The sequence below is a fragment of the Streptomyces sp. XY006 genome, assembly GCF_002237655.1.
In the GTDB taxonomy this organism is placed as follows: Bacteria; Actinomycetota; Actinomycetes; order Streptomycetales; family Streptomycetaceae; genus Streptomyces; species Streptomyces levis.
Map to the genome: position 1 here is coordinate 135,006 of NZ_NOKT01000011.1, position 18,793 is coordinate 153,798.

An 18,793-nucleotide genomic window follows, 5' to 3' on the forward strand; every position below is an offset into this window, starting at 1 on the left:
GAGGGACGGCAGGACCTCGCGGCCGGCCTCCGGGACGCCGAGCCGGCCCAGGGCACGGGCGGCGGCCGCGCGTACGGAGGGCTCGGGGTCGGCGGCCGCCCCGGTGAGGACGGGAGCGTGTACCGCCCCGCCCCTTCTCCCCAGACCCTTCAGCGCGGCGCCGCTCCGGCTCCGGCGCCGCCGACTCCCGCACGAAGAAAGCGATCTGATGGTCCACCCCCATGGACACCTCCCGGCTAGGAAGACCGCCGAGCCCGGGGAAGGTTGCCCCCCCGACGGGTCAACCACGCGTCGGACCGCGCCTGTTGGGCAGGGAGTGGATACAGGTTCCCTCGTGTGACCGGAGGTACGGATGGACATCGGCATTGGTCTTCCCAACACGGTTCCCGGCACCGAAGGCCGGGTGCTCGTGGAGTGGGCGCGGCGGGCCGAGGAGGCCGGGTTCAGCACGCTCGGGACGATCGGACGGCTGGTCTACCCGGGCTACGAGGAGCTGGTCGCGCTGAGTGCGGCCGCGGCCGTGACCAGCAGGATCCGGCTGACGACGAGTGTGCTGCTGGGGCCGCTGTACACGAACGCCGCGCTGCTGGCGAAGCAGGCGGCCTCCGTCGACCGGCTGTCCGGGGGACGTTTCGTGCTCGGCGTGGGACTGGGCGGACGCGACGACGACTTCGCGGCGAGCGGCCTGCCGACCGGGGCCCGGGGGCGCCGGCTGGAGGAGCAGCTGGTGGAGCTGAAGCGGGTCTGGGCGGGCGAGGAGCGAGGGTTCGCCGGTGCGATCGGGCCCGAGCCCGTGCGTGAGGGAGGGCCCGAGCTCATTCTGGGCGGCGCGACCGAGGCGAGTTTCCGGCGGGTGGCCCGGCTGGGCGACGGCTGGATCATGGGCGGCGGCACGCCGGACACGTTCGCCCGGGCCGCGGCCGGCGTCGACACCGCGTGGCAGGAAGCGGGACGTACGGGTACGCCCCGCAAGCTGGCGCTGGCCTACTTCGCGCTGGGCCCGGACGCCCGGGCCCACGCGGACGGCTACCTCGGGGACTACTACGGGTTCCTCGGTGATGCCGCGGCGCAGGTCGCGGCCGGTGCGGCGGTGACCGCGGAGATGGCCGCGTCCTACGCCGAGGCGTTCGCCGAAGCCGGCTGCGACGAGCTGATCTTCGTCCCGGCTGCGTCGGATCCGCGGCAGGTCGAGTGGCTCGCCGAGGCGACGCGCTGAGCCGCCGGCCGTTCTAGACGGACGGTGTGATCCCCGCCTGCTCGGCGTGGAGTTCGGAGCGGACGACCTCAAGGAGGCGGCCGGTCCAGTTGCGGCCCCGGCCGCCGTTGTCGCCCCAGTGGCCGGAGTCGTCGTCGTAGACGAGGGTCGCGTCGGCCGTGTCCAGCAGGACGCGCGCGAGGGCCGGGTGCTGGGTGAACTTGGCCCTCAGCAGAGCGGTCATGACCGCGGTCCGGGCCTGTTCCCACCCCTCGCGCCGGGGTGCGCCGACCGCCGTGTTGCGTGCGGCGAACGCCGTGTCCGCGTCCCGGGCGGCGGCCCGGGCCACGGGGTCGGCGGTGGACAGGGCCCAGTACGCGTGGGCGACCGAGGGGTAGGTGTCGCCGTCGACCCGGACGGGCGCGGGGTAGTCGTTGCGCAAAGCCTGCTTGCCGGGGTCGTCCGAAGGCTTGAGCGGATAGCTCTGGGGGAGGTGGATCGCGGGCGCCATCGGGGTCGCCGGCCCGTCCGCCGGGACGCGTGCGGGGCGTTCGGCCAGCCACCTGGCCCGCTCCTCGAAGTAGGCGACCGCCTCGTCGTACTCCTCTTGGTCGACGGTTTCCCCGGGCAGCGCTTCCAGTTCGCCGCCGGGGCCGGTCACCAGGACGAGGAGCGGCTCGTCCTTGCGGTCCATGTCGCCGAGCGCGTAGTGCCGTTGGGTCTCGGGGATGGCGTAGTAGGCGGCGCGGGCGGCGGCCCGGTTCTCCTCGGTCCGCTCGGCGAGGAACACGTCGACGGCGGCGAGGCAGCGGTCCGTGGAGTCCGGCCGGCCGTTGAGCTGGTCGATGGTGTCGCGGACCTCGGCCAGCAGCAGCTCGGGGGTGTGCCAGGAGTGGGGCTCGCTGAACTTCCACACGGCGAGGTCGTGGGCGGAGACCCGGGCGCCGTCCGGGAGTTCGGTGGCGACCCAGCCGCTGCGCAGCTTCCGCTCGAACTCCTCCAGGGTGACCAGGCCCCAGCAGTCGATCAGCCCGTCCGCGTAGATGAACAGGTCGGTGAGGAAGTAGTCGCCGTTGCGGATGAAGGCGTGACGCCAGGTTCCGGGGACGCGGACGCCGTCCGCCATGCGGGAGGTGATGCGGTTGCCGATCATTCAGGCCATTGTGTCCGTACCGGCGATCACCGCAAGGGAATTGTCGCCCCGGGACTGCGCACACCTGGAGAGCCGGGTCCTCCGTCACGGCTCGGCGGAGGACCCGGCTCCCGGTGCGCGGTGGCTCAGGAGGACTGGGCGCTCTGGTACAGGTTCTGGGCGTCGGCCCCGAAGTACGGGCCGTACATCGCGTTGGGCAGGAAGTTGTACTTGAAGCTGTTCACCGACGACTGCAGGCCGGTGCCGGTGGCCTCGTCGAACTGGGTGAACCACGGGCCGCCGCTGGAGCCGCCGGTCATGTTGCAGGTCAGGCCGTGGTCGCTGGACAGCAGGAAGTCGCGGAAGGTGGTGCCGCTGCAGTAGATGAACTTCTCGCCGTCGTAGGGAGCGGCGGCCGGGAAGCCGAAGGAGTACATGGCCTTGTTGTAGCCGGTGTTGAAGGCCAGGCCCTGGCCGCCGACCACGTCGGTCAGGCGCTTGCCGTCGAGCGGGGCGACGACGGCCGCGCCGATGTCGTGGTTGATGTCCTCGCTCGCCGTCCACTGCGGCGTGGAGAGGGTCTTGGCCGCCGCCCAGGTGCCGTACGGCCGCTGCCCGTCGTGGTAGCCGGGCACGAACACCCAGTTGGTGTGCCAGGCGCCCTGCATCTTCACGCAGTGGCCGGCGGTCAGCACCGTGCTCTTGTTGGCGCTGGTGACGGCGTTGCCGGAGCAGGAGGCGGTGCGTCCCTGGTAGGTGAAGAACACCCGTCCCGCCGTCCTGGTCACCGCTCCCCCGCCGGACCAGGGGCCGCCTCCGTGCGGGAAGGCGAGGGGCCCGACGGCGGACGCGGGTGCGCTGGGTGCCACGACGGCCGGCTTGCCCTTGCGCGGCGCCGCGGTCCGCACCTCGGAGCGGTCGACGGTCAGGACGTCGAGCGGGGTGGCCGCGCGCATCCGTTCCGGGGTCCAGAAGGCCAGGGCGCGTTGCTGCGCGGCGGGGGCCGCCACGCCCGGTTCCGGTGCGGCGCCGGCCGGTGCGGCGGTGACGCCGGTCGCGAGCAGCGCGGCGACGCCGGCGAGTGCGCCGAGGACGCCGCGGCGCACCGAGGCGGCGCCGGACGGGCGAGGGCTACGGGGTCTGCCTATCACGCGGTCTCCTTCTGCTGTGGGGGCCGGGCGGCGGCAACCGTCGCCCGGTCAGGCAGGGGTGTCACTGCGGACAGTCAGAGGGCAGCGTGCCACCGGGAGACCGAAATGGACAGGTGCATGTCATAACGATGGCCGAAACGTCACGCGGGCTCCGCGCGAAGCGCACACGGGCGGGGCGGACGGCGGGCGGACACCGGCGGGGCGGACGGCGGGCGGACACGGAAGGACCCGGCCTCCTCGTGGAGACCGGGTCCGTGCTGCGGCCGTGGGGTCAGAGAGCGGGGCCGGTGCCCCCGCCCGGCTGGATGCGGCCGCGCCAGCTGCCGGACTCGGCGCCGCGCTCCTCGATGTACTGCTTGAAGCGCTTCATGTCGCCCTTGACCCGGCGGTCGATGGTGCCCATCATGTCCGCGGCCTTCTCGGCCATCCCGCTGGGCTCGACCTCCATCACCAGCTCCACCCGCGTGTGGGTGTCGTCCACGCGCTCGAAGCGCACGGATCCGCGCTGGTTGATGTCTCCGCTGGTGGTGCGCCAGGTCACGCGCTCGTCGGGCAGCTGGTCGACGATCTCGGTGTCGAACTCGCGCCGCACGCCGGCGACCTTCGTGGTCCAGTGGTTGTGCCGGTCGTCGACCTGCCTGACCTCCTCGACGCCCTCCATGAAGTTCGGGAACTCCTCGAACTGCGTCCACTGGTTGTAGGCGGTGTGCAGGGGGACGTCGACTTCCACGGTTTCCTTGACGGTGCTCATCTGTACGCCTCCGTTTTCCACTGATCGACTGCGGGAGGCCCATCGGCCCACACAAGGGTCCGGGCTCGTGGCGGTCGGGTACCCGGGATGCCGCACTTGCCACCTCGCGGATGATCGGCGGCCGTGAGCGGGTTCGGAGGCCGGGCCGTGGTTCAGAACCGGTTCTGCTGCTGCGGCTGCCCGTACGGCTGACCGGGGCCGCCCGCCTCCTGGGCCTGCAGCTGCTCCGCCTGCTCCTTGGTCACCTTCTGTTCCGCGCCGCAGAACGTGCACTGCGTCAGGTACTTCGTCGAGACGGGGAACAGCGGCACGAAGAACAGGGTGAACTTCGTGACGCGCTTGCGGAGCGTGTGCGCGGCGGGGTTGCCGCACTGGCCGCACACCAGCGTCAGTATCGCCAGCTGGTACAGGTATCCCTTGGTGCCAAAGATGATCACGTGTCGGTCCTCCCGGGTCGGATCTTCATCCAGTGTCCTGCATCGCGGGCCTGTGCGGCGTCCGGGCCCCTCGTTCGTGTGGAGGGCCCGGCGGGGTGTGGTCCAAGCGGGTGACGGCGGGCCGGGCGCGCCGGGGGACGCCGGTACGGTGCCGCGGTGACCTCGATCTCAGCAGAACCGCAGTCCGTGCCGACCGACGACCTGGGCTCCCTCGTCGTCCAGTCCTGGCGGGGCACCACCCCCGAGGGTGTCGACGTCCCCTACCTCCTGGCCTGCCCCCTCGGAGACGGCGCGAACGGTCCCGAGGCGACGGCGAAGGCCATCGAGCAGCTGCTTGAGAGCGCCGGGCTGCCCCTGGGCGAGGGGCTCGTCGACGCGACGCAGCGGCCCAGCATGCCGGTGAGCCTGCTCGTCGTGCCCGGGTCGGCCGTCCTGACCGTGCAGCACCTCAAGTCGCAGTTCGTCCCGCCGGAGACCTGGCTGGAGGCGGTGGCCGGGCTCGGTTCCGCCTACCTGATCTTCGCCACGCGCCCGTGGCCGGAGGGTGCCGAGCCCGGCGACGTCGAGACGCTGGCCGCCTTCACCTCCGACGAGGACGTCCTCACCTCGGCGGTGCACGTTTTGCTGCCCGCCCGCAGCCTGCGCGGCTGAGCCCTCACCGCTGCCCGGGTCACCCGCGGATGACCCGGGCAGCGGCGTGCCGGGGGTCAGGCCGACAGGGCGGCGAGCACCACGCTCTTGGCCTCTTCCTGGACCCGGCGCAGGTGGTCGGGGCCGAGGAAGGACTCGGCGTAGATCTTGTAGACGTCCTCGGTGCCGGACGGGCGGGCGGCGAACCAGGCGTTGTCCGTCGTGACCTTGATCCCGCCGATGGGGGCGCCGTTGCCGGGGGCCTCGGTGAGCACCGCGGTGACCGCGTCACCGGCCAGGGTGTCCGCGCTGACCTGGGCCGGGGAGAGCTTGGCGAGCAGGGCCTTCTCCTCGCGGGTCGCCGGGGCGTCGATGCGCGCGTACGCCGGCTCGCCGAAGCGGGCGGTCAGGTCCGCGTAGTGCTGGGAGGGGGTCTTGCCGGTGACGGCGGTGATCTCGGAGGCGAGCAGCGCGAGCAGGATGCCGTCCTTGTCGGTGGTCCACACCGAGCCGTCGCGGCGCAGGAAGGACGCCCCGGCCGACTCCTCGCCGCCGAAGCCGATGGTGCCGCCGGCGAGCCCGTCGACGAACCACTTGAACCCGACCGGCACCTCGACCAGTTCACGGCCGAGGTCGGCGGCCACCCGGTCGATCATGGCGGAGGACACCAGCGTCTTGCCGACGCCGGTGGCGGCCGGCCAGCTCTCGCGGTGGGCGTACAGGTAGGAGATGGCGACCGCGAGGTAGTGGTTCGGGTTCATCAGGCCCGCGTCCGGGGTGACGATGCCGTGCCGGTCGGCGTCGGCGTCGTTGCCCGTGGCGATCCGGAACCGGTCGCGCTGCTCGATCAGGGACGCCATGGCGTACGGCGACGAGCAGTCCATGCGGATCTTGCCGTCCCAGTCCAGCGTCATGAAACGCCAGGTGGGGTCGGTGTGCGGGTTGACCACGGTGAGGTCGAGGCCGTGCTGTTCGGCGATGCGGCCCCAGTAGGCGACCGAGGCTCCGCCGAGCGGGTCGGCGCCGATGCGCACGCCGGCCGAGCGGATCGCGTCCAGGTCGAGGACGGCGGGCAGGTCGGCGACGTAGGTGCCCAGGAAGTCGTAGCGGCTCGTGGTGGCGGCGGCGAGGGCGCGGGCGTACGGGACGCGGCGTACGTCCTTCAGACCGGCGCGGATGATCTCGTTCGCCCGGTCCTGGATCCAGGAGGTCGCGTCGGAGGCGGCGGGGCCGCCACTGGGCGGGTTGTACTTGAAGCCGCCGTCGGCGGGCGGGTTGTGCGAGGGCGTGACCACGACGCCGTCCGCGAGGCCGGTGGTGCGGCCGCGGTTGTGGGTGAGGATGGCGTGCGAGACGGCCGGGGTCGGCGTGTAGCCGTCCGCGGCGTCGATCAGCACCGTGACCTCGTTGGCGGCGAACACCTCCAGGGCCGTGACCCGCGCCGGCTCGGACAGGGCGTGGGTGTCGGCGCCCAGGAACAGGGGGCCGTCGATGCCCTGTTCGGCGCGGTACTCGCAGATGGCCTGGCTGGTGGCGGCGATGTGGTCGTCGTTGAACGCGCTCGCCAGTGACGATCCGCGGTGTCCGGAGGTTCCGAACGCGACGCGCTGCCCCGGGTCGTCGAGGTCGGGGTGGAGCGCGTAGTACGCGGTCACCAGCCGAGCGACGTCGACGAGATCCTCGGGTCCGGCCGGACTGCCCGCTCGCTCGTGCTGCATGGGTCCGCTCCTCCACATGGGTCGATCCTTCGTGTGCGCACCCATCCTTCCCCGTCAGGGCGGTGGCGCGCACCAGGGGCGCCCCGTGGCGGCCGGATGTGCGCCATGCCACGTGCCAGGCGGCGGTGCCCGCACGTGAGAGGGCGGCGCTACGGATCACCGGGAGGTCCGGTGATGCGCCGCGCCGCCTGCTCCCTCGTGGCCGGCACGCCGTGCGTGCCGGCCGGGGTCAGATCCGCCCGCCGGTGAGCCGGGTGAGCGGACCGTGCGCGCCGCGTTCCGCGCGGCGGCCCACGGCGTACGAGGCGGCGCTCAGGGCGGTCAGACCGGCACCGACGCCCGCGGCGACGAGCTTGCGGTGGGCGATGACCGTCCAGGCCGTCTTCGCGGTGGTGGCGACGTGGCCCGACGCCGTGACGACCGCCTGGCGGCCCGCCTCGACGCCCTTGGCCGCGGTCTGCGCGGCCGCCTTGGCCGTCTGGGCGGACCGCTCCGCGCCCGACTTGGCGGCCGACGCCGCGTCACCGGCCTTGTCGGCGGCGCCCTTGGCGGCCTCGGACGCCGGGGCGGTCGCCTTGTCCGCCGTGGCGCGTGCCTTGGACTGCGTCGCGCGGACGGTGGCCTGCTTCTGGTTCGTGCGCTTGTTCTCTTCAGTCATGTGACACCGCTTTGCCTCGGAGTGCGGCGCCAAACACGTTCGGTCGCGCGCCGGCCGGGCGGCTCGTGCCTGAGCACGGGGTCGAGGGGGTAGGCGAGCTACAGACATTCCTCACGTCGATCAGGAAGGAAGTGCGTCATGGCCGGAGTGCTCAACCGCATCAAGGAGTTCGCCCGGAGCCCGCAGGGACGGCGGGCCGTGGAACAGGCCCGGCGGGCGGCGGCCGACCCCCGCAAGCGGGCTCAGGCGCAGCGTCTGCTCGGCAAGCTCCGCGGCCGCCGCCACTGACCGGCGGGCGATGCGTCCCGTTACCCAACTCCTCGTACTGGTAGGTGTGTTCGTGTCCTTCTTGGGCACCTGGGCCGCATGAGACACCGGAGAGGAGATGGTTCGATGGGCAGCGCAGGCAACGGCAGGAGGCTGGGTGCCTTAGGAGTCGCCGGAGTCCTGGCGGGGACCGTGCTGGTCGGCTGCGGCGACGGGGGCGGCCCGAAGGAGGCGGCGGACGCCTCCTCGGCGAAGGCGAGCCCGGAGGCCGAGGAGCAGGGCACGCGCGCGGTGCGCTCGGCCTACGACAGGACGGCCGAGGAGGACACCGCGAAGGTCGCCCTGCGGGTGCGGACCTCGACCGAGGGGCGCTCGGAGACCGCGCACGGGCAGGGCGTCGTCGACCTGGAGGACGGCGACAGTGTCATGACGCTCACGGCGCAGGGGCAGCGCATCGAGCAACGCGTGATCGACCAGGTGCTCTACCAGAAGCTGCCGAAGGGGCAGGCACCGGGCGGCAAGCCCTGGATCCGGATCGACCTGGGCAAGGTCGCCGGGCAGCAGGGCGCGGGCGGACAGGGGGTGAACGACCCGGCCCAGTCCGCGGCGTACGCCAGGGCGATCACCGACAAGGACGTGACGAGGAAGGGCACGGCGACGATCGGCGGCGTGCGGACCACGCAGTACCGCGTCAACGTCGACGTCGCCGAGCTGCCGAACGGCGACACCCTGCGCAAGCAGGTCGGGCCCACCCTGCCGATGGACGTGTGGCTGGACGACGAGGGCCGGCTGCGCCGGCAGCAGCTGGACATGACCGTCAAGGCGCCGTCGCAGTCGGCGGAACGATCCTCCGGGGCCGCCTCGTCCGCGCCGGGGAAGGTCACCGTGCGCACGGTCATGGACTTCACCGGCTTCGGCACGGAGATCGAGGCGGAGAAGCCGCCGGCCGGGCAGGTCACCGACATGACCGGCAAGGCTCTCGAACAGGGCAAGCGGCAGAGCTGACCGCGGCTCAGCGCACGTCGCGGCCGCGGATGCGCCGTACGAGGTCGTCCGCGGCCGCCGGCCACTCCGGCCGGTCGAAGTGGAAGCCCGCTTCGAGGAGGCGGCCCGGGACGACACGGCGGCTCTTGAGCAGCAGTTCGGTGTCCGAGCGCAGGACGAACGCCCCGGCCTCGGCCATCCGGCGCGTCGCGGGCAGGCCCACCGGGACGCCCCACGCGGCGCGCAGGGCCCGCATGAAGGCGCGCTGCGGCAGGGGCCCGGGGGCGGCGAGGTTGACCGGCCCGGTGAGGTCGTCGCGGGCCACGAGGAACTCGACCGCCCGGACGAAGTCCCGGTCGTGGATCCAGGACACGTACTGCGCTCCCCCGGCGACCGGGCCGCCGAGGCCGAGGCGGGCCATCCGCAGCAGCATGTCGAGGACGCCGCCGCGGTCGGGGCTCATCACCATGGCGGCGCGCAGGGCCACCTTGCGGGTGTGCGGGGTGGCCGCCTCCTCCTGGGCCCGTTCCCAGGCCTTGGCGATGTCGACGCTGTAGGACCAGTAGCCCGGGGCGCCGGGTTCGCCGCCGCCGATCAGGCCGGTGGTCTCGTCGTTCGGGGCGTCGAAGCGGTGGGCGTAGACGGTCGCGGTGCTCATCTGCAGCCAGAGCCGGGGCGGCCGGGCGGCGGACGCGATCGCCTCGCCCACGGCCCGGGTGGAGTCCACGCGCGAGTCCATCATCAGACGGAGGTTGCCGGGCGTGTACCGGCAGTTCACGCTGCGCCCGGCCAGGTTGACCACGACGTCGCTGCCGTCGATCTCCTCGGCCCAGGGACCCGGGCTCGCGCCGTCCCAGTACACCTCGCCCTCGCCCGCCGGGCGCCGGCTCAGCACCACGACCTCGTGTCCGGCCGCGCTCAGCGCGCGCCTGAGGACTGTTCCCACCTGTCCGGTCCCACCGGGCATCACGAACTTCACGCGGGCCTCCCCCATCGACGTGTGGAAGCGACTCTAGCCGACATTTGAACGCGTTCAAAACACGGTGGGGTGCGGGGCTCGGTCCGCGTGGAAGTGCCGTCGGGCAAGATGGGGCCCATGAGCGTAGTCAAGATCAACGTGCTGACCGTGCCCGCCGAGCAGCGGGAGACGCTGGAGAAGCGCTTCGCCTCCCGCGCGCACGCCGTGGAGAGCTCCGACGGCTTCGAGTGGTTCGAGCTGCTCCGCCCGGTGGAGGGCACCGACACCTACCTCGTCTACACGCGCTGGCGTGACGAGGAGTCCTTCCAGGCCTGGATGGAGGGGCCGATGAAGACCGCGCACCAGGGCGGCGGCGAGGGCGGCGAGCGGTCCAGGCCCGCGGCGAGCGGCTCGACCCTGTGGTCCTTCGAGGTCGTGCAGCAGGCCGGGCCGAAGAACGCCTAGCCGGCGGCGACGTACGACAGGAGGTCCCCCGCACCGGCGGTGCGGGGGACCTGCTGCGTGCGGGGCCGTGGCGGTGTTCAGCCGTGGCGCGAGCGGCTGGGAGCCGCCGTGCGGCCGACCGCGGCCGCCAGCTTGCGCAGCCGGCGCCAGTCCAGCCGGGGTGGCGCCTCGGGGACCCCGGGCCGGTCGCGGGGCACCCGGACCCGCAGGGCGCGCCGGGCGATACGGCAGTGGACGGGGGCGGGCAGGGTGAGCGCCTCACCGTCGAGGCCGACCTCCAGCTGCGGTGCGTCGGCCTGCACGACGACGCGCTGGGCGGTGAGCACCGTGAGCCCCTCGGGCCGCGGCGAGAGCAGCAGTTCGGCGGCTTCGACGGCGCTGTCGACGCGGACGGCGAGGACGCCCAGCCGCCCGGAGTTCAGCCGCTCGCGACGGCCGAAGCCGAACGGGTCGTCCATGCGGTACGCGTTGTTGCTGACCAGGACGGCCTGCGGATCGGCGATGGCGGTGCCGTCGGCGACGGCCGTCAGCCGCGGGCCGCTCTGCCGGGTGAGCAGCTCGGGCAGCCGCTCCAGCGCCGCGCCGACCTTGTCCTCGCGGTAGCCGGGGCTCTGGACGACGGCGCCGTACACCCCGAACGAGGCGTTGTTGACGAACGGCCGGTCGGCGGCGAAGCCGAGGTCGACGCGGAGTTCGACGCCGTCCGTGAGGGCGTCGAGGGAGGCGGCCGGGTCGTCCCGGTCCAGACCCAGGTCCATGGCGAAGTGGTTGCGGGTGCCGGCCGCGATGACGAGGAACGGCAGGCCGTGCTCGGCCGCGACAGCGGCGACCAGTGCCTGGGTGCCGTCCCCGCCCGCCACTCCGAGGAGATCGGCCCCGTCGGCCACGGCGGCCCGGGCGAGCGCGGAGACGTCCTGGTGCCGGTCGGGGTCGAGCAGCACGACCCGGGCCCCCAGCGCCTCGGCCTTCTCCTTCAGCTGGAACTTCCCGACCTTGCCGCCGCCGGAACGCGGGTTGAGCAGCAGGAAGGGGCGCTGCGGCGGCGGGGTGCGGTACTCCTTGGCCCGTACCGGCCGCAGTCCCGTGCTGCGCAGCGCGTACCGGCCGCTCCACACCGCCGCGCACCACAGCAGCAGCGACAGGAAGACCACCCAGAGCAGGTTGGCGGTGGCGAAGAGGCTGATGAGGGCGACGGGGGCGAACAGGGCCAGTGCGGCGGCGGCCATGCGGACGGCTCCGCGCCGGGAGAGCACCCACCACAGGGCGGCCGCGGTCAGCGCCAGGCCCGCCAGCGTGGCGACGAGCAGCAGCAGTCCCCGCAGGCCGCCGGTGACGAGGGGCAGCAGCAGCGCCGACGCGGCCGCGGCCAGGGCCCCCCTGGCGGCCCATCGCTGGCGGCCGTGGTGCCGTTCGCTCATCGCCGATCCCATCTCGCTCCTCCGCTCGAACCGCCCGGGCGGGCCTTCGGGACCACGCCCGGCCGTGAACATGGTGCCCGCCGACGGCTCGGCCCGGCCACTGCCGTCCTGATGGCTCCCCCGCCGACGGGCACGTCAGACGCCAAGATCCTCCGGGGCGGAGCCATCGGTAGCGTACGCGGCTCGCGCGGCCCCGCGGGGCGCACCGGGGCACGCCGGTCGCCGGCCCCGCCTCCCCGGATGTCCCACCCCCTTGACCCGGTGAGTCTCATTACGCAACTCTGCTGGCACAGCCCTTGTCGACGAGGAGGCCGACACGCGATGGAGTGGACGGGCGCGCGCTATGCGGACCAGCCGACGGTCGAGGTGACGACCTGGGTCGCCGCGACGCCGGAGAAGGTGTGGCCACTGGTGTCGGACGTGACACGGATGCCGGAGTTCAGCGAGGAGTTGCAGTCGGCGTGCTGGGTCGACGGAGCCCGCGGGCCCGCCGTCGGTGCCCGGTTCGTCGGCCGGAGCCGGCACGACGCCCTGGGCGAGTGGGAGACGACCTGCACGGTCGTCGCGTGCGACCCCGGGCGGGTGTTCTCCTGGGCCGTCGGTGACCCGGCGGAGCCCAGTGCCGTCTGGCGCTTCGCGCTGGAGCCCGGGGACGGCGGGACCACGCTGTCGCAGTGGATGCGGATGGGGCCGGGACGCTCGGGTCTCTCCTTCGCGATCGACGCCATGCCGGAGAAGGAGCAGAAGATCGTGTTCGTGAGGTTGCGGGAGTTCGAGCGCGGCATGACCGCCACGCTGGAGCGCATCAGGCAGGGGGCGGAGGCGTGATGCGGACGGCGACGACCGTCGAGGCGGCGGCTCTGGGCAACTGGTCCCGGCAGGCCGACTTCGTCGTCGAGGCCGAGAAACTCGGGCTCGACGTGTGCTGGGTGGCCGAGGCCTGGGGGTCCGACGCCCCGTCCGCGCTGGGGTTCTACGCGGCCCGCACCGAGCGGATGCTGCTCGGCTCCGCGGTGATGCAGGTCGGCACGCGCACACCGGTGGCGCTCGCCCAGACGGCGATCACGCTGTCCAATCTGTCCGGCGGCCGCTTCCTGCTGGGGCTGGGTCCGTCCGGGCCGCAGGTGATGGAGGGCCTGCACGGCGTGCCGTTCGCCCGTCCCCTGGCGCGGGTGCGCGAGACGGTGGAGATCGTGCGGCAGGCCGTCGCGGGCGGCAAAATCTCCTACGCGGGCACGGAGTTCACGATTCCGCTGCCGGGCGGGGACGCGGTGCCGATGCGGCTGTCCCTGCGCGCCGAGCATCCCGTCCCCGTGTACCTGGCCGCGCTGTCGCCCGCCATGCTGCGGCTGACCGGCCGGGTCGCCGACGGCTGGCTCGGCACCAGCTTCGTCCCGGAGGGCGCGGCGGAGGCCTACTTCGCGCCACTGGACGAGGGGCTGGCCGCCGCGGGCCGCGGACGCGACGGCTTCGACGTCTGCCAGGGCGCCGAGGTCGCGTTCGCCCCCGACGAGGAGGCGCTGGCCGCCATGGTCGCGGACCGGAAGAAGGAACTGGCCTTCAGCCTGGGCGGGATGGGATCGGCGTCGACCAACTTCTACAACCGCGCCTACAGCCGCCAGGGCTGGGCCGAGGCCGCGGCGGAGGTACGGGAGCGCTGGCAGGCGGGTGACCGGGACGGCGCGGCCGCCCGGGTCACCGACGAGATGGTGCTGGCGACGACCCTCATCGGCACGGAGGAGATGGTGCGCGGGCGGCTGCGCGTCTGGCGGGACGCCGGGGTGACCACCGTGCGCCTGTACCCGGCCGGGCACACCCTCGACGAGCGGCTCGCCACCCTCGGCAGGGCGATCGAACTGGTGCGGGAGGCCGGTGACGGCACGTAGGGCGAGGAGAGCGGGCATCTCCTCGGCCGCCGTCGGTGTGCCGTGACGGCAGCGCTTTCCGTTGCATTCCCGCTGCAACCGACCGAGTGGGGCGAAAAGGCTCACCGGGGGTTGACTGGCGCGGGATGCGCTCGGCCTACTGGAAGGCGGAGCCGGCCCTGACGGGGGGTCTGATGGTGCGGCGACGAGCGGCGGCGGTGGTGGGGCTTCTGGCCTGCCTGCTGATGCTGCCCCTGCTCGTGCCGGGCCCGGCGGGCGACGGGTCCGCGTCCGTCACCGTCGCGGCGGGGCACCTCGTGGAGCCGGGGGCGCCTTCCGGTGCCGCGGCCGAAAGGGCCGAAGGGGCCCAGGAGCCGTGCCCGTGTGAGGACGAGCCGTCGGCCCGGCGGCTCGCGGCGCGCACGCCGCGGGCCGCGGGAGCGGCCGGAGTGAGTGCGGTGGTGGCCGGAGCACCCCGGACGGAACGGGGTGCGGGCGGGCCGGCGGCTGCTGCCGGGCGGTGCCCGGCGCCTGGTGGAGCGGTCCCCAACGCCGTGGAGCTGCGGGCGTTCCGCTGCTGAGTACGGCAGTACCGAGCAAGGCCTGCGCCGTGCGGCCTGCGTACTGCCTGGTGCCCTGACGCGGTGTGGTGCGGGTCTTCGTGTGTCCCCATGCCATGACACAGGAGGCAGAGGTGCCAGGAAAGCGCGTTCTCGTTCTGCGGCCGGACGAACTGAGCCCGGACGACCGGAAGATGTGGCGGGAGATCCGGACGGAGTCCGGAGCACCGGCGAATCCCTTTCTCGACCCGGAGTTCACCGCGGCTGTGGGGCGGGTGCGGCCGGGCACGAGAGTGGCGGTTTTGCAGGAGGACGGCTCACCGGTCGGGTACTTCCCGTTCGAGAGGGGCCGTCTGGGGCAGGGCCGGGCCGTCGGGCTCGGGGTGTCGGACAGTCAGGGGGCCGTGCTGCGGCCCGGGATCCGCCTGGACGCCCGGCGGTTGTTGCGGGTCTGCGGGCTGTCGTCCTGGGAGTTCGACAATCTCGAAGCCGGTCAGGAGGCGTTCGCGGCACACGCCGCCGAGGAACTCGCCTCGCCCGTCGTCGACATCGGCGAGGGCTTCGCGCGGTACACGGAGCGGCTGCGGGCGAAGTCGGCGGGTTTCCTCAGACAGACCCTGGCCAAGGAGCGCAGGCTGGCCCGGCAGGTCGGCGAGGTGCGGTTCGTGTACGACGCCCGGGATCCCGCGGCGCTGCGGGCGCTCATGGAGTGGAAGTCGGCGCAGTACCGGCGCACCGGCCGGCGGGACCGGTTCGCGCAGGAGTGGATCACCCGGCTGGTGGGTCTGCTCGGCGAGAGCGAGGACCCGGAGTGCCGGGGCGTGCTGTCCGTGCTGTACGCCGGGGGCCGGCCCGTCGCCGCGCACTTCGGTCCGCGCTCGCGCACGGTGCTGTCCTGGTGGTTCCCGGCGTACGACCGCGCCTGCGCCAAGTACTCCCCCGGGCTGGTGCTGCAGTTGCGGATGCTGCAGGCCGCGGCGGCCGACGGGATCGAGACGGTCGACCTGGGCAGCGGCCCGGCCCGCTACAAGGAGTCGCTGAAGACCCGCGATCTGCGGGTCTACGAGGGGGTGGTGGTCCGGGCGGTGCCGGGCGGGGCCGCCCACTGGCTGGCCCGCGAGCCCGCCCGCGCCGCCCGCCGCTTCGTGCGCCACCGCCCCCGGCTGGCCGGCGCGGCGTCCCGGACCCTGGAGGAACTGGGCCGGCTGCGCGAGCGCTGAGCCGCGCGGGGCGGCGGGGGGGAGGAGGCATGGGTGCGCCCGGCTCCGGGGAGCCGGGCGCGTGGTGGTGTCAGCGGGTCGCCGTCCAGCTGTGGGCGACGTCCACGATGACGCGGTCGTCCAGGCGCAGGACGCGGAAGGGCAGCCGGGCGCGCACGCCGAGGCCGATCTGGGTGTCGCCCTCGAAGCTGCCGGCGAACCGGGTGTCCCGGAACGTGCGGTAGCCGGTCAGGTCGACGCCCGGCAGCGGACGCGCCACCCGGCCGGGGTACGTGGGGGCGCCCGTCTCCGGGTCGTAGGAGGGCGCGGCCACGCGGACCTCCAGGACCGCGCCGCCGGCCACCGGGATGTGACGGCCGGAGCCGTCCTGGTACAGGCGGTCGACGTACCCGACGGTGTAGCCGACGCCGCTGCCCGCGCCGGGCACGTCGACGACCATCCGGTCGAAGCAGGCGTGCCGGCCGGTGCGGATGTTCGTCAGCGGTGCCTGCGTGGCGCCGCTGCCGGTCTTGGCGAGGCTTCCCCAGCCGGTCGGACACGCCGTGACCTGGGTCGCGGCGCGCTGTCCCCCAGCCGGTGCGGCACCGGCCGGGACCGCCGCCACGCCCACCACGGCGCCCACGACCGCGAGCGTCGCCCATGCTCTTCTGATGCGTATTCCTGCCATTGCCGCCCCCGAGGCTGCGTGCGGGTGATGACGGGTGAGACGGCCGGCTTGGCCGAAAGGTTGCACTTGCCGCGCCGGAGGGCCGACCATGGCACATCCTGGTGGGGAGCGATGCGTGGCCGGTGCGTCCGTACCGGGAGGACGCGACATGGATGAGGCGACCGCTGTACCGGACGGGCCCGGGTCCCCCGGTGGCCGGAAACAGGGCGGCGGGGGTGCCGGCCGGGGCCGGACCGGGGACACGGGCTGGATCGAGGACGCCCTGACGACCCCGCTGGTCGAGGCGGTCCGGGACCTCGACGGCTACGGCGGACTGGTGTACCTGCGCTCCCCCGACCGGCGCTCCCTGGTGCTCGCGATGGTCACCGGCGTGCCCCGGTCGCTGCTGAAGAGCTGGTGGCGGGTGCCGGTGGGCGGTGCCCTGCCGATGGCGGAGACCTACCGGCGCGACGAGACCGTGTGGCTGCCGGACGAGCGCGCGACCGTGGTGCGCTTCCCCCACTTCACCGCCGGGCTGCCCTACTCGTTCGGCTCCGCCTACCAGCCCGTGCGGGCCCGGGGCGAGGCCGTCGGCGTCCTGGTGGTGCTGCGCTCGGCCGCCCGGGCCCCGATGGACGCGGAGGCGGTGGGACGTGCCCTGCGCCCGGCGCAGGAGCGGCTGGCGGAGCGTCTCGGCCGCCTCGACGTCGCGGTCGAGTACGACGACGAACCGGTCAGCGTGCGGCTGCCCACGCCCGCCGTCCACCCGATCCGGGTCGGGCTGCTCGACTGGGACCTGGACACCGACCGGTGCACGGCGGACGACGACGCTCTCGCGCTGCTCGGCATCGACCGGACCGGCTTCGGCGGCACCCTCGCGGACATCGAGGTCCGGGTCAGCCCCGACGACCTGCACGAGCTGCGGGCGAGCCGGAGCGACGCGCTCGTCCACGGCCGGGTCAGGTCCCGGCACTTCCGGGTGCTGCACGAGTCGGCGGGCGGCGAGACCGGCTACCGGCCCGTCGAGCTGTGGGGCCATCTCGTGCGGGGTCCCGACGGCTCCGGCCGGATGCTGGTGTGCGCCCTGGTCGACGCGGTCGTCGGGCTCACCGCGGCCGAGGCCGCCGAGCGGCTGCCCGACGCGCTGTTCTCCCTGGACCAGGACGGCCGGCTGACCTACCTCAACCGGCGCAGCGAGGAGCTGCTGGGCTGCGGCCGGGAGGAGCTGCTGGGCCGCTATCCGTGGGAGGTGATCACCTGGCTGCGGGATCCCGCGTACGAGGACCGCTACCGGGCGGCGATGCTGTCGCAGGAGCAGGTGTCCTTCCTCGTCCGGCACCCGGCCGGGGCCCGGCTGAGCTTCGTGCTGTACCCGGACGTGCACGGGCTGACCGGCCGCGTGTCCCCGGCCGGGCCGCCGCCCGGGGACGAGCCGGCGCGCGGGGACGGACCCGTCCTCGCGGCCGTACCGGACGGCTCCGGGGCGGCGCCGCCGCCCACGCCGGTGGCGGAGGCCCGGGCCGGGGCGCTCTACCACGTCGTGCAGATGGCGAGCGTGCTCACCGAGGCGGTCACCGTGCGGGACGTGTGCCGGGCCGTGTCGGAGCAGCTGCTGCCCGCGTTCGGCGTGCGGGAACTCGCCCTGTACACCGTCCGCGAAGGCCGGATGTACCTGCTGTGGGAGTCGGGCTACCCCGAGGGGTTCCTCGCCCCGTTCGAGGGCATCACCCTCGACACGCAGCTTCCCGGCGTCCATGCGCTGACCACGCGGCTGCCCCTGTTCTTCGAGTCCCCCGAGGACCTCTCGGCGGCCTATCCGGGCATCACCCTGGACCGGATGAGCGCCTGGTCGTTCCTGCCGCTGATCGCCTCCGGCCATCCCGTCGGCTCCTGCATCCTCGGCTGGGACACCCCGCACCGCTTCACGGCCGACGAGCGCTCGGCCCTCACCGCCCTCAGCGGACTGGCCGCACAGGCTCTGGAGCGGGCCCGGCTGTACGACTCGGAGTCCGCCGTCGCCCGCGGCCTCCAGGAGGGTCTGCTGCCCCACCGGCTGCCCGCGGTGGAGGGGCTGCGCACCACCGGCCGGTATCTGCCCGGTACGCAGGGCATGGCCATCGGCGGCGACTGGTACGACGTGATCACGACGGGGCGCGGTGTGGCCCTGGTCATCGGGGACGTCGAGGGCCACAGCGTCGGGGCCGCCGCGGTGATGGGCCAGCTGCGCAGTGCCGTGCACGCCTTCGCGGCGAGCGAGCGCCCGCCGCAGGAGGTCATCACGCACACCAACCGGCTGCTCACCGAGCTGGAGGCGGACGCCTTCGCCACCTGCTGCTACATCGAACTGGACCCGCGCACCGGACGGGCCCTGGCGGTACGGGCGGGCCATCCGCCGCCGCTGCTGCGCCATCCCGACGGGCGGGCCGAGACGCTGGACCTCGCGGGCGGCGTGATGCTGGGCGTGCAGCCCGACTCGGTCTACCCCGTCACCGAGCTGACGCTGGATCCGGGCAGTGTCCTGGTGCTCTACACCGACGGGCTCGTGGAGCGGCCGGGGAGCGACATCGAGACGGGGATCGACCGGGTGCGCGCCTGCCTGGCCGACACCCCGGTGGACTCGGTGGAGCTGCTGGCCGACCGGCTCGTCGGCACGGCCCGGCGGGCCCGGGAGCGGCCGGACGACGTGGCGCTGCTGCTGACGGCGTACCGCTGACCGCCGCGTCCGCCGGCGATTTCGC

General features: G+C 73.8%; 18 protein-coding genes and 1 pseudogene. 9 read left to right on the forward strand and 10 right to left on the reverse strand.

The features are described 5' to 3' along the window. Positions 1-36: 36 nt before the first annotated feature. Positions 37-366: pseudogene (locus CHR28_RS38975) on the reverse strand (HEAT repeat domain-containing protein); the annotation flags it as partial. Between CHR28_RS38975 and CHR28_RS14840 the strand changes: the two are divergent. Next, the gene (locus CHR28_RS14840; RefSeq protein WP_094054087.1) at positions 353-1,216 is read left to right on the forward strand and encodes an LLM class flavin-dependent oxidoreductase; all 864 of its coding nucleotides are present in this window, start codon (positions 353-355) and stop codon (positions 1,214-1,216) included. The pseudogene CHR28_RS38975 and the gene CHR28_RS14840 overlap by 14 nt on opposite strands. 13 nt (positions 1,217-1,229) lie before the next feature. Here CHR28_RS14840 and CHR28_RS14845 read toward each other — a convergent pair whose 3' ends face one another. The 4 genes from CHR28_RS14845 to CHR28_RS14860 all read right to left on the reverse strand — a co-directional run bounded on the left by CHR28_RS14845 (position 1,230) and on the right by CHR28_RS14860 (position 4,666). Next, positions 1,230-2,348 (reverse strand): NADAR family protein, encoded by a 1,119-nt coding sequence (locus CHR28_RS14845; RefSeq protein WP_094054088.1) that lies wholly within the window; start codon positions 2,346-2,348, stop codon positions 1,230-1,232. Between the two features lie 125 nt (positions 2,349-2,473). Beyond that, entirely contained in the window at positions 2,474-3,478 is a 1,005-nt protein-coding gene (locus CHR28_RS14850) for a trypsin-like serine peptidase (RefSeq protein WP_094054089.1), read from the reverse strand. A 271-nt stretch (positions 3,479-3,749) separates the two neighbouring features. Continuing rightward, positions 3,750-4,229 carry an SRPBCC family protein gene (locus CHR28_RS14855; protein ID WP_094054090.1) on the reverse strand — a complete coding sequence of 160 codons (480 nt, stop codon included), beginning with the start codon at positions 4,227-4,229 and terminating at the stop codon, positions 3,750-3,752. Positions 4,230-4,381: 152 nt separating this feature from the next. Next, positions 4,382-4,666: a zinc-ribbon domain-containing protein gene (locus tag CHR28_RS14860; protein ID WP_094054091.1), complete on the reverse strand. Its 285-nt coding sequence runs from the start codon at positions 4,664-4,666 to the stop codon at positions 4,382-4,384. A 156-nt stretch (positions 4,667-4,822) separates the two neighbouring features. On the opposite strand from CHR28_RS14860, the gene CHR28_RS14865 reads away from it, so the two are divergent. Beyond that, positions 4,823-5,317 (forward strand): DUF5949 family protein, encoded by a 495-nt coding sequence (locus CHR28_RS14865; RefSeq protein ID WP_094054092.1) that lies wholly within the window; start codon positions 4,823-4,825, stop codon positions 5,315-5,317. A 56-nt stretch (positions 5,318-5,373) separates the two neighbouring features. On the opposite strand, the gene pgm is transcribed toward CHR28_RS14865, so the two are convergent. Both pgm and CHR28_RS14875 read right to left on the reverse strand, forming a co-directional pair. Next, positions 5,374-7,014, reverse strand: a complete 1,641-nt coding sequence (gene pgm, locus CHR28_RS14870; protein ID WP_094054093.1) for a phosphoglucomutase (alpha-D-glucose-1,6-bisphosphate-dependent) — start codon at positions 7,012-7,014, stop codon at positions 5,374-5,376. A 229-nt stretch (positions 7,015-7,243) separates the two neighbouring features. Next, a complete protein-coding gene (locus CHR28_RS14875) occupies positions 7,244-7,672 on the reverse strand; it encodes a hypothetical protein (RefSeq protein ID WP_094054094.1) in 429 nt (142 codons plus the stop codon). Between the two features lie 138 nt (positions 7,673-7,810). Here CHR28_RS14875 and CHR28_RS37785 point away from each other — a divergent pair, with 138 nt between their 5' ends. Further along, positions 7,811-7,960, forward strand: a complete 150-nt coding sequence (locus CHR28_RS37785; RefSeq protein ID WP_179272443.1) for a hypothetical protein — start codon at positions 7,811-7,813, stop codon at positions 7,958-7,960. 105 nt (positions 7,961-8,065) lie between these two features. Then, a complete protein-coding gene (locus CHR28_RS14880) occupies positions 8,066-8,944 on the forward strand; it encodes a hypothetical protein (RefSeq protein WP_094054095.1) in 879 nt (292 codons plus the stop codon). A 7-nt stretch (positions 8,945-8,951) separates the two neighbouring features. On the opposite strand, the gene CHR28_RS14885 is transcribed toward CHR28_RS14880, so the two are convergent. Then, positions 8,952-9,902 carry an epimerase gene (locus CHR28_RS14885; protein ID WP_094054188.1) on the reverse strand — a complete coding sequence of 317 codons (951 nt, stop codon included), beginning with the start codon at positions 9,900-9,902 and terminating at the stop codon, positions 8,952-8,954. Positions 9,903-10,019: 117 nt separating this feature from the next. Here CHR28_RS14885 and CHR28_RS14890 point away from each other — a divergent pair, with 117 nt between their 5' ends. Beyond that, positions 10,020-10,346, forward strand: a complete 327-nt coding sequence (locus tag CHR28_RS14890) for an antibiotic biosynthesis monooxygenase family protein (RefSeq protein WP_094054096.1) — start codon at positions 10,020-10,022, stop codon at positions 10,344-10,346. Positions 10,347-10,423: 77 nt separating this feature from the next. Here the strand turns inward: CHR28_RS14890 and CHR28_RS14895 are convergent, their stop codons facing one another. Then, the gene (locus tag CHR28_RS14895; protein WP_094054097.1) at positions 10,424-11,776 is read right to left on the reverse strand and encodes a diacylglycerol/lipid kinase family protein; all 1,353 of its coding nucleotides are present in this window, start codon (positions 11,774-11,776) and stop codon (positions 10,424-10,426) included. Positions 11,777-12,085: 309 nt separating this feature from the next. Here CHR28_RS14895 and CHR28_RS14900 point away from each other — a divergent pair, with 309 nt between their 5' ends. The 3 genes from CHR28_RS14900 (at position 12,086) to CHR28_RS14915 (ending at position 15,409) form a co-directional block, all read left to right on the forward strand. Then, the gene (locus tag CHR28_RS14900; protein WP_094054098.1) at positions 12,086-12,592 is read left to right on the forward strand and encodes an SRPBCC family protein; all 507 of its coding nucleotides are present in this window, start codon (positions 12,086-12,088) and stop codon (positions 12,590-12,592) included. Then, positions 12,592-13,650 (forward strand): LLM class flavin-dependent oxidoreductase, encoded by a 1,059-nt coding sequence (locus CHR28_RS14905; protein ID WP_094054099.1) that lies wholly within the window; start codon positions 12,592-12,594, stop codon positions 13,648-13,650. Before CHR28_RS14900 ends, CHR28_RS14905 begins: the two co-directional genes overlap by 1 nt. 655 nt (positions 13,651-14,305) lie before the next feature. Then, positions 14,306-15,409, forward strand: coding sequence for a GNAT family N-acetyltransferase (locus CHR28_RS14915; protein WP_094054100.1), 1,104 nt, complete (start codon positions 14,306-14,308; stop codon positions 15,407-15,409). Between the two features lie 70 nt (positions 15,410-15,479). Here CHR28_RS14915 and CHR28_RS14920 read toward each other — a convergent pair whose 3' ends face one another. Further along, complete coding sequence (locus CHR28_RS14920; protein WP_094054101.1) at positions 15,480-16,076, reverse strand: AMIN-like domain-containing (lipo)protein; 597 nt, start codon at positions 16,074-16,076, stop codon at positions 15,480-15,482. A gap of 148 nt (positions 16,077-16,224) precedes the next feature. On the opposite strand from CHR28_RS14920, the gene CHR28_RS14925 reads away from it, so the two are divergent. After that, complete coding sequence (locus CHR28_RS14925; RefSeq protein WP_094054102.1) at positions 16,225-18,768, forward strand: SpoIIE family protein phosphatase; 2,544 nt, start codon at positions 16,225-16,227, stop codon at positions 18,766-18,768. The last annotated feature ends 25 nt before the right edge of the window (positions 18,769-18,793 follow it).

Bases quoted from the DNA above. Each gene is read 5' to 3' on its own strand.
- CHR28_RS14840 (WP_094054087.1), top strand. From the start codon at position 353: ATGGACATCGGCATTGGTCTTCCCAACACGGTTCCCGGCACCGAAGGC.
- CHR28_RS14845 (WP_094054088.1), bottom strand. From the start codon at position 2,348: ATGATCGGCAACCGCATCACCTCCCGCATGGCGGACGGCGTCCGCGTC.
- CHR28_RS14855 (WP_094054090.1), bottom strand. From the start codon at position 4,229: ATGAGCACCGTCAAGGAAACCGTGGAAGTCGACGTCCCCCTGCACACC.
- pgm (WP_094054093.1), bottom strand. From the start codon at position 7,014: ATGCAGCACGAGCGAGCGGGCAGTCCGGCCGGACCCGAGGATCTCGTC.
- CHR28_RS14875 (WP_094054094.1), bottom strand. From the start codon at position 7,672: ATGACTGAAGAGAACAAGCGCACGAACCAGAAGCAGGCCACCGTCCGC.
- CHR28_RS37785 (WP_179272443.1), top strand. From the start codon at position 7,811: ATGGCCGGAGTGCTCAACCGCATCAAGGAGTTCGCCCGGAGCCCGCAG.
- CHR28_RS14880 (WP_094054095.1), top strand. From the start codon at position 8,066: ATGGGCAGCGCAGGCAACGGCAGGAGGCTGGGTGCCTTAGGAGTCGCC.
- CHR28_RS14890 (WP_094054096.1), top strand. From the start codon at position 10,020: ATGAGCGTAGTCAAGATCAACGTGCTGACCGTGCCCGCCGAGCAGCGG.
- CHR28_RS14895 (WP_094054097.1), bottom strand. From the start codon at position 11,776: ATGGGATCGGCGATGAGCGAACGGCACCACGGCCGCCAGCGATGGGCC.
- CHR28_RS14900 (WP_094054098.1), top strand. From the start codon at position 12,086: ATGGAGTGGACGGGCGCGCGCTATGCGGACCAGCCGACGGTCGAGGTG.
- CHR28_RS14905 (WP_094054099.1), top strand. From the start codon at position 12,592: ATGCGGACGGCGACGACCGTCGAGGCGGCGGCTCTGGGCAACTGGTCC.
- CHR28_RS14915 (WP_094054100.1), top strand. From the start codon at position 14,306: ATGACACAGGAGGCAGAGGTGCCAGGAAAGCGCGTTCTCGTTCTGCGG.
- CHR28_RS14920 (WP_094054101.1), bottom strand. From the start codon at position 16,076: ATGGCAGGAATACGCATCAGAAGAGCATGGGCGACGCTCGCGGTCGTG.
- CHR28_RS14925 (WP_094054102.1), top strand. From the start codon at position 16,225: ATGGATGAGGCGACCGCTGTACCGGACGGGCCCGGGTCCCCCGGTGGC.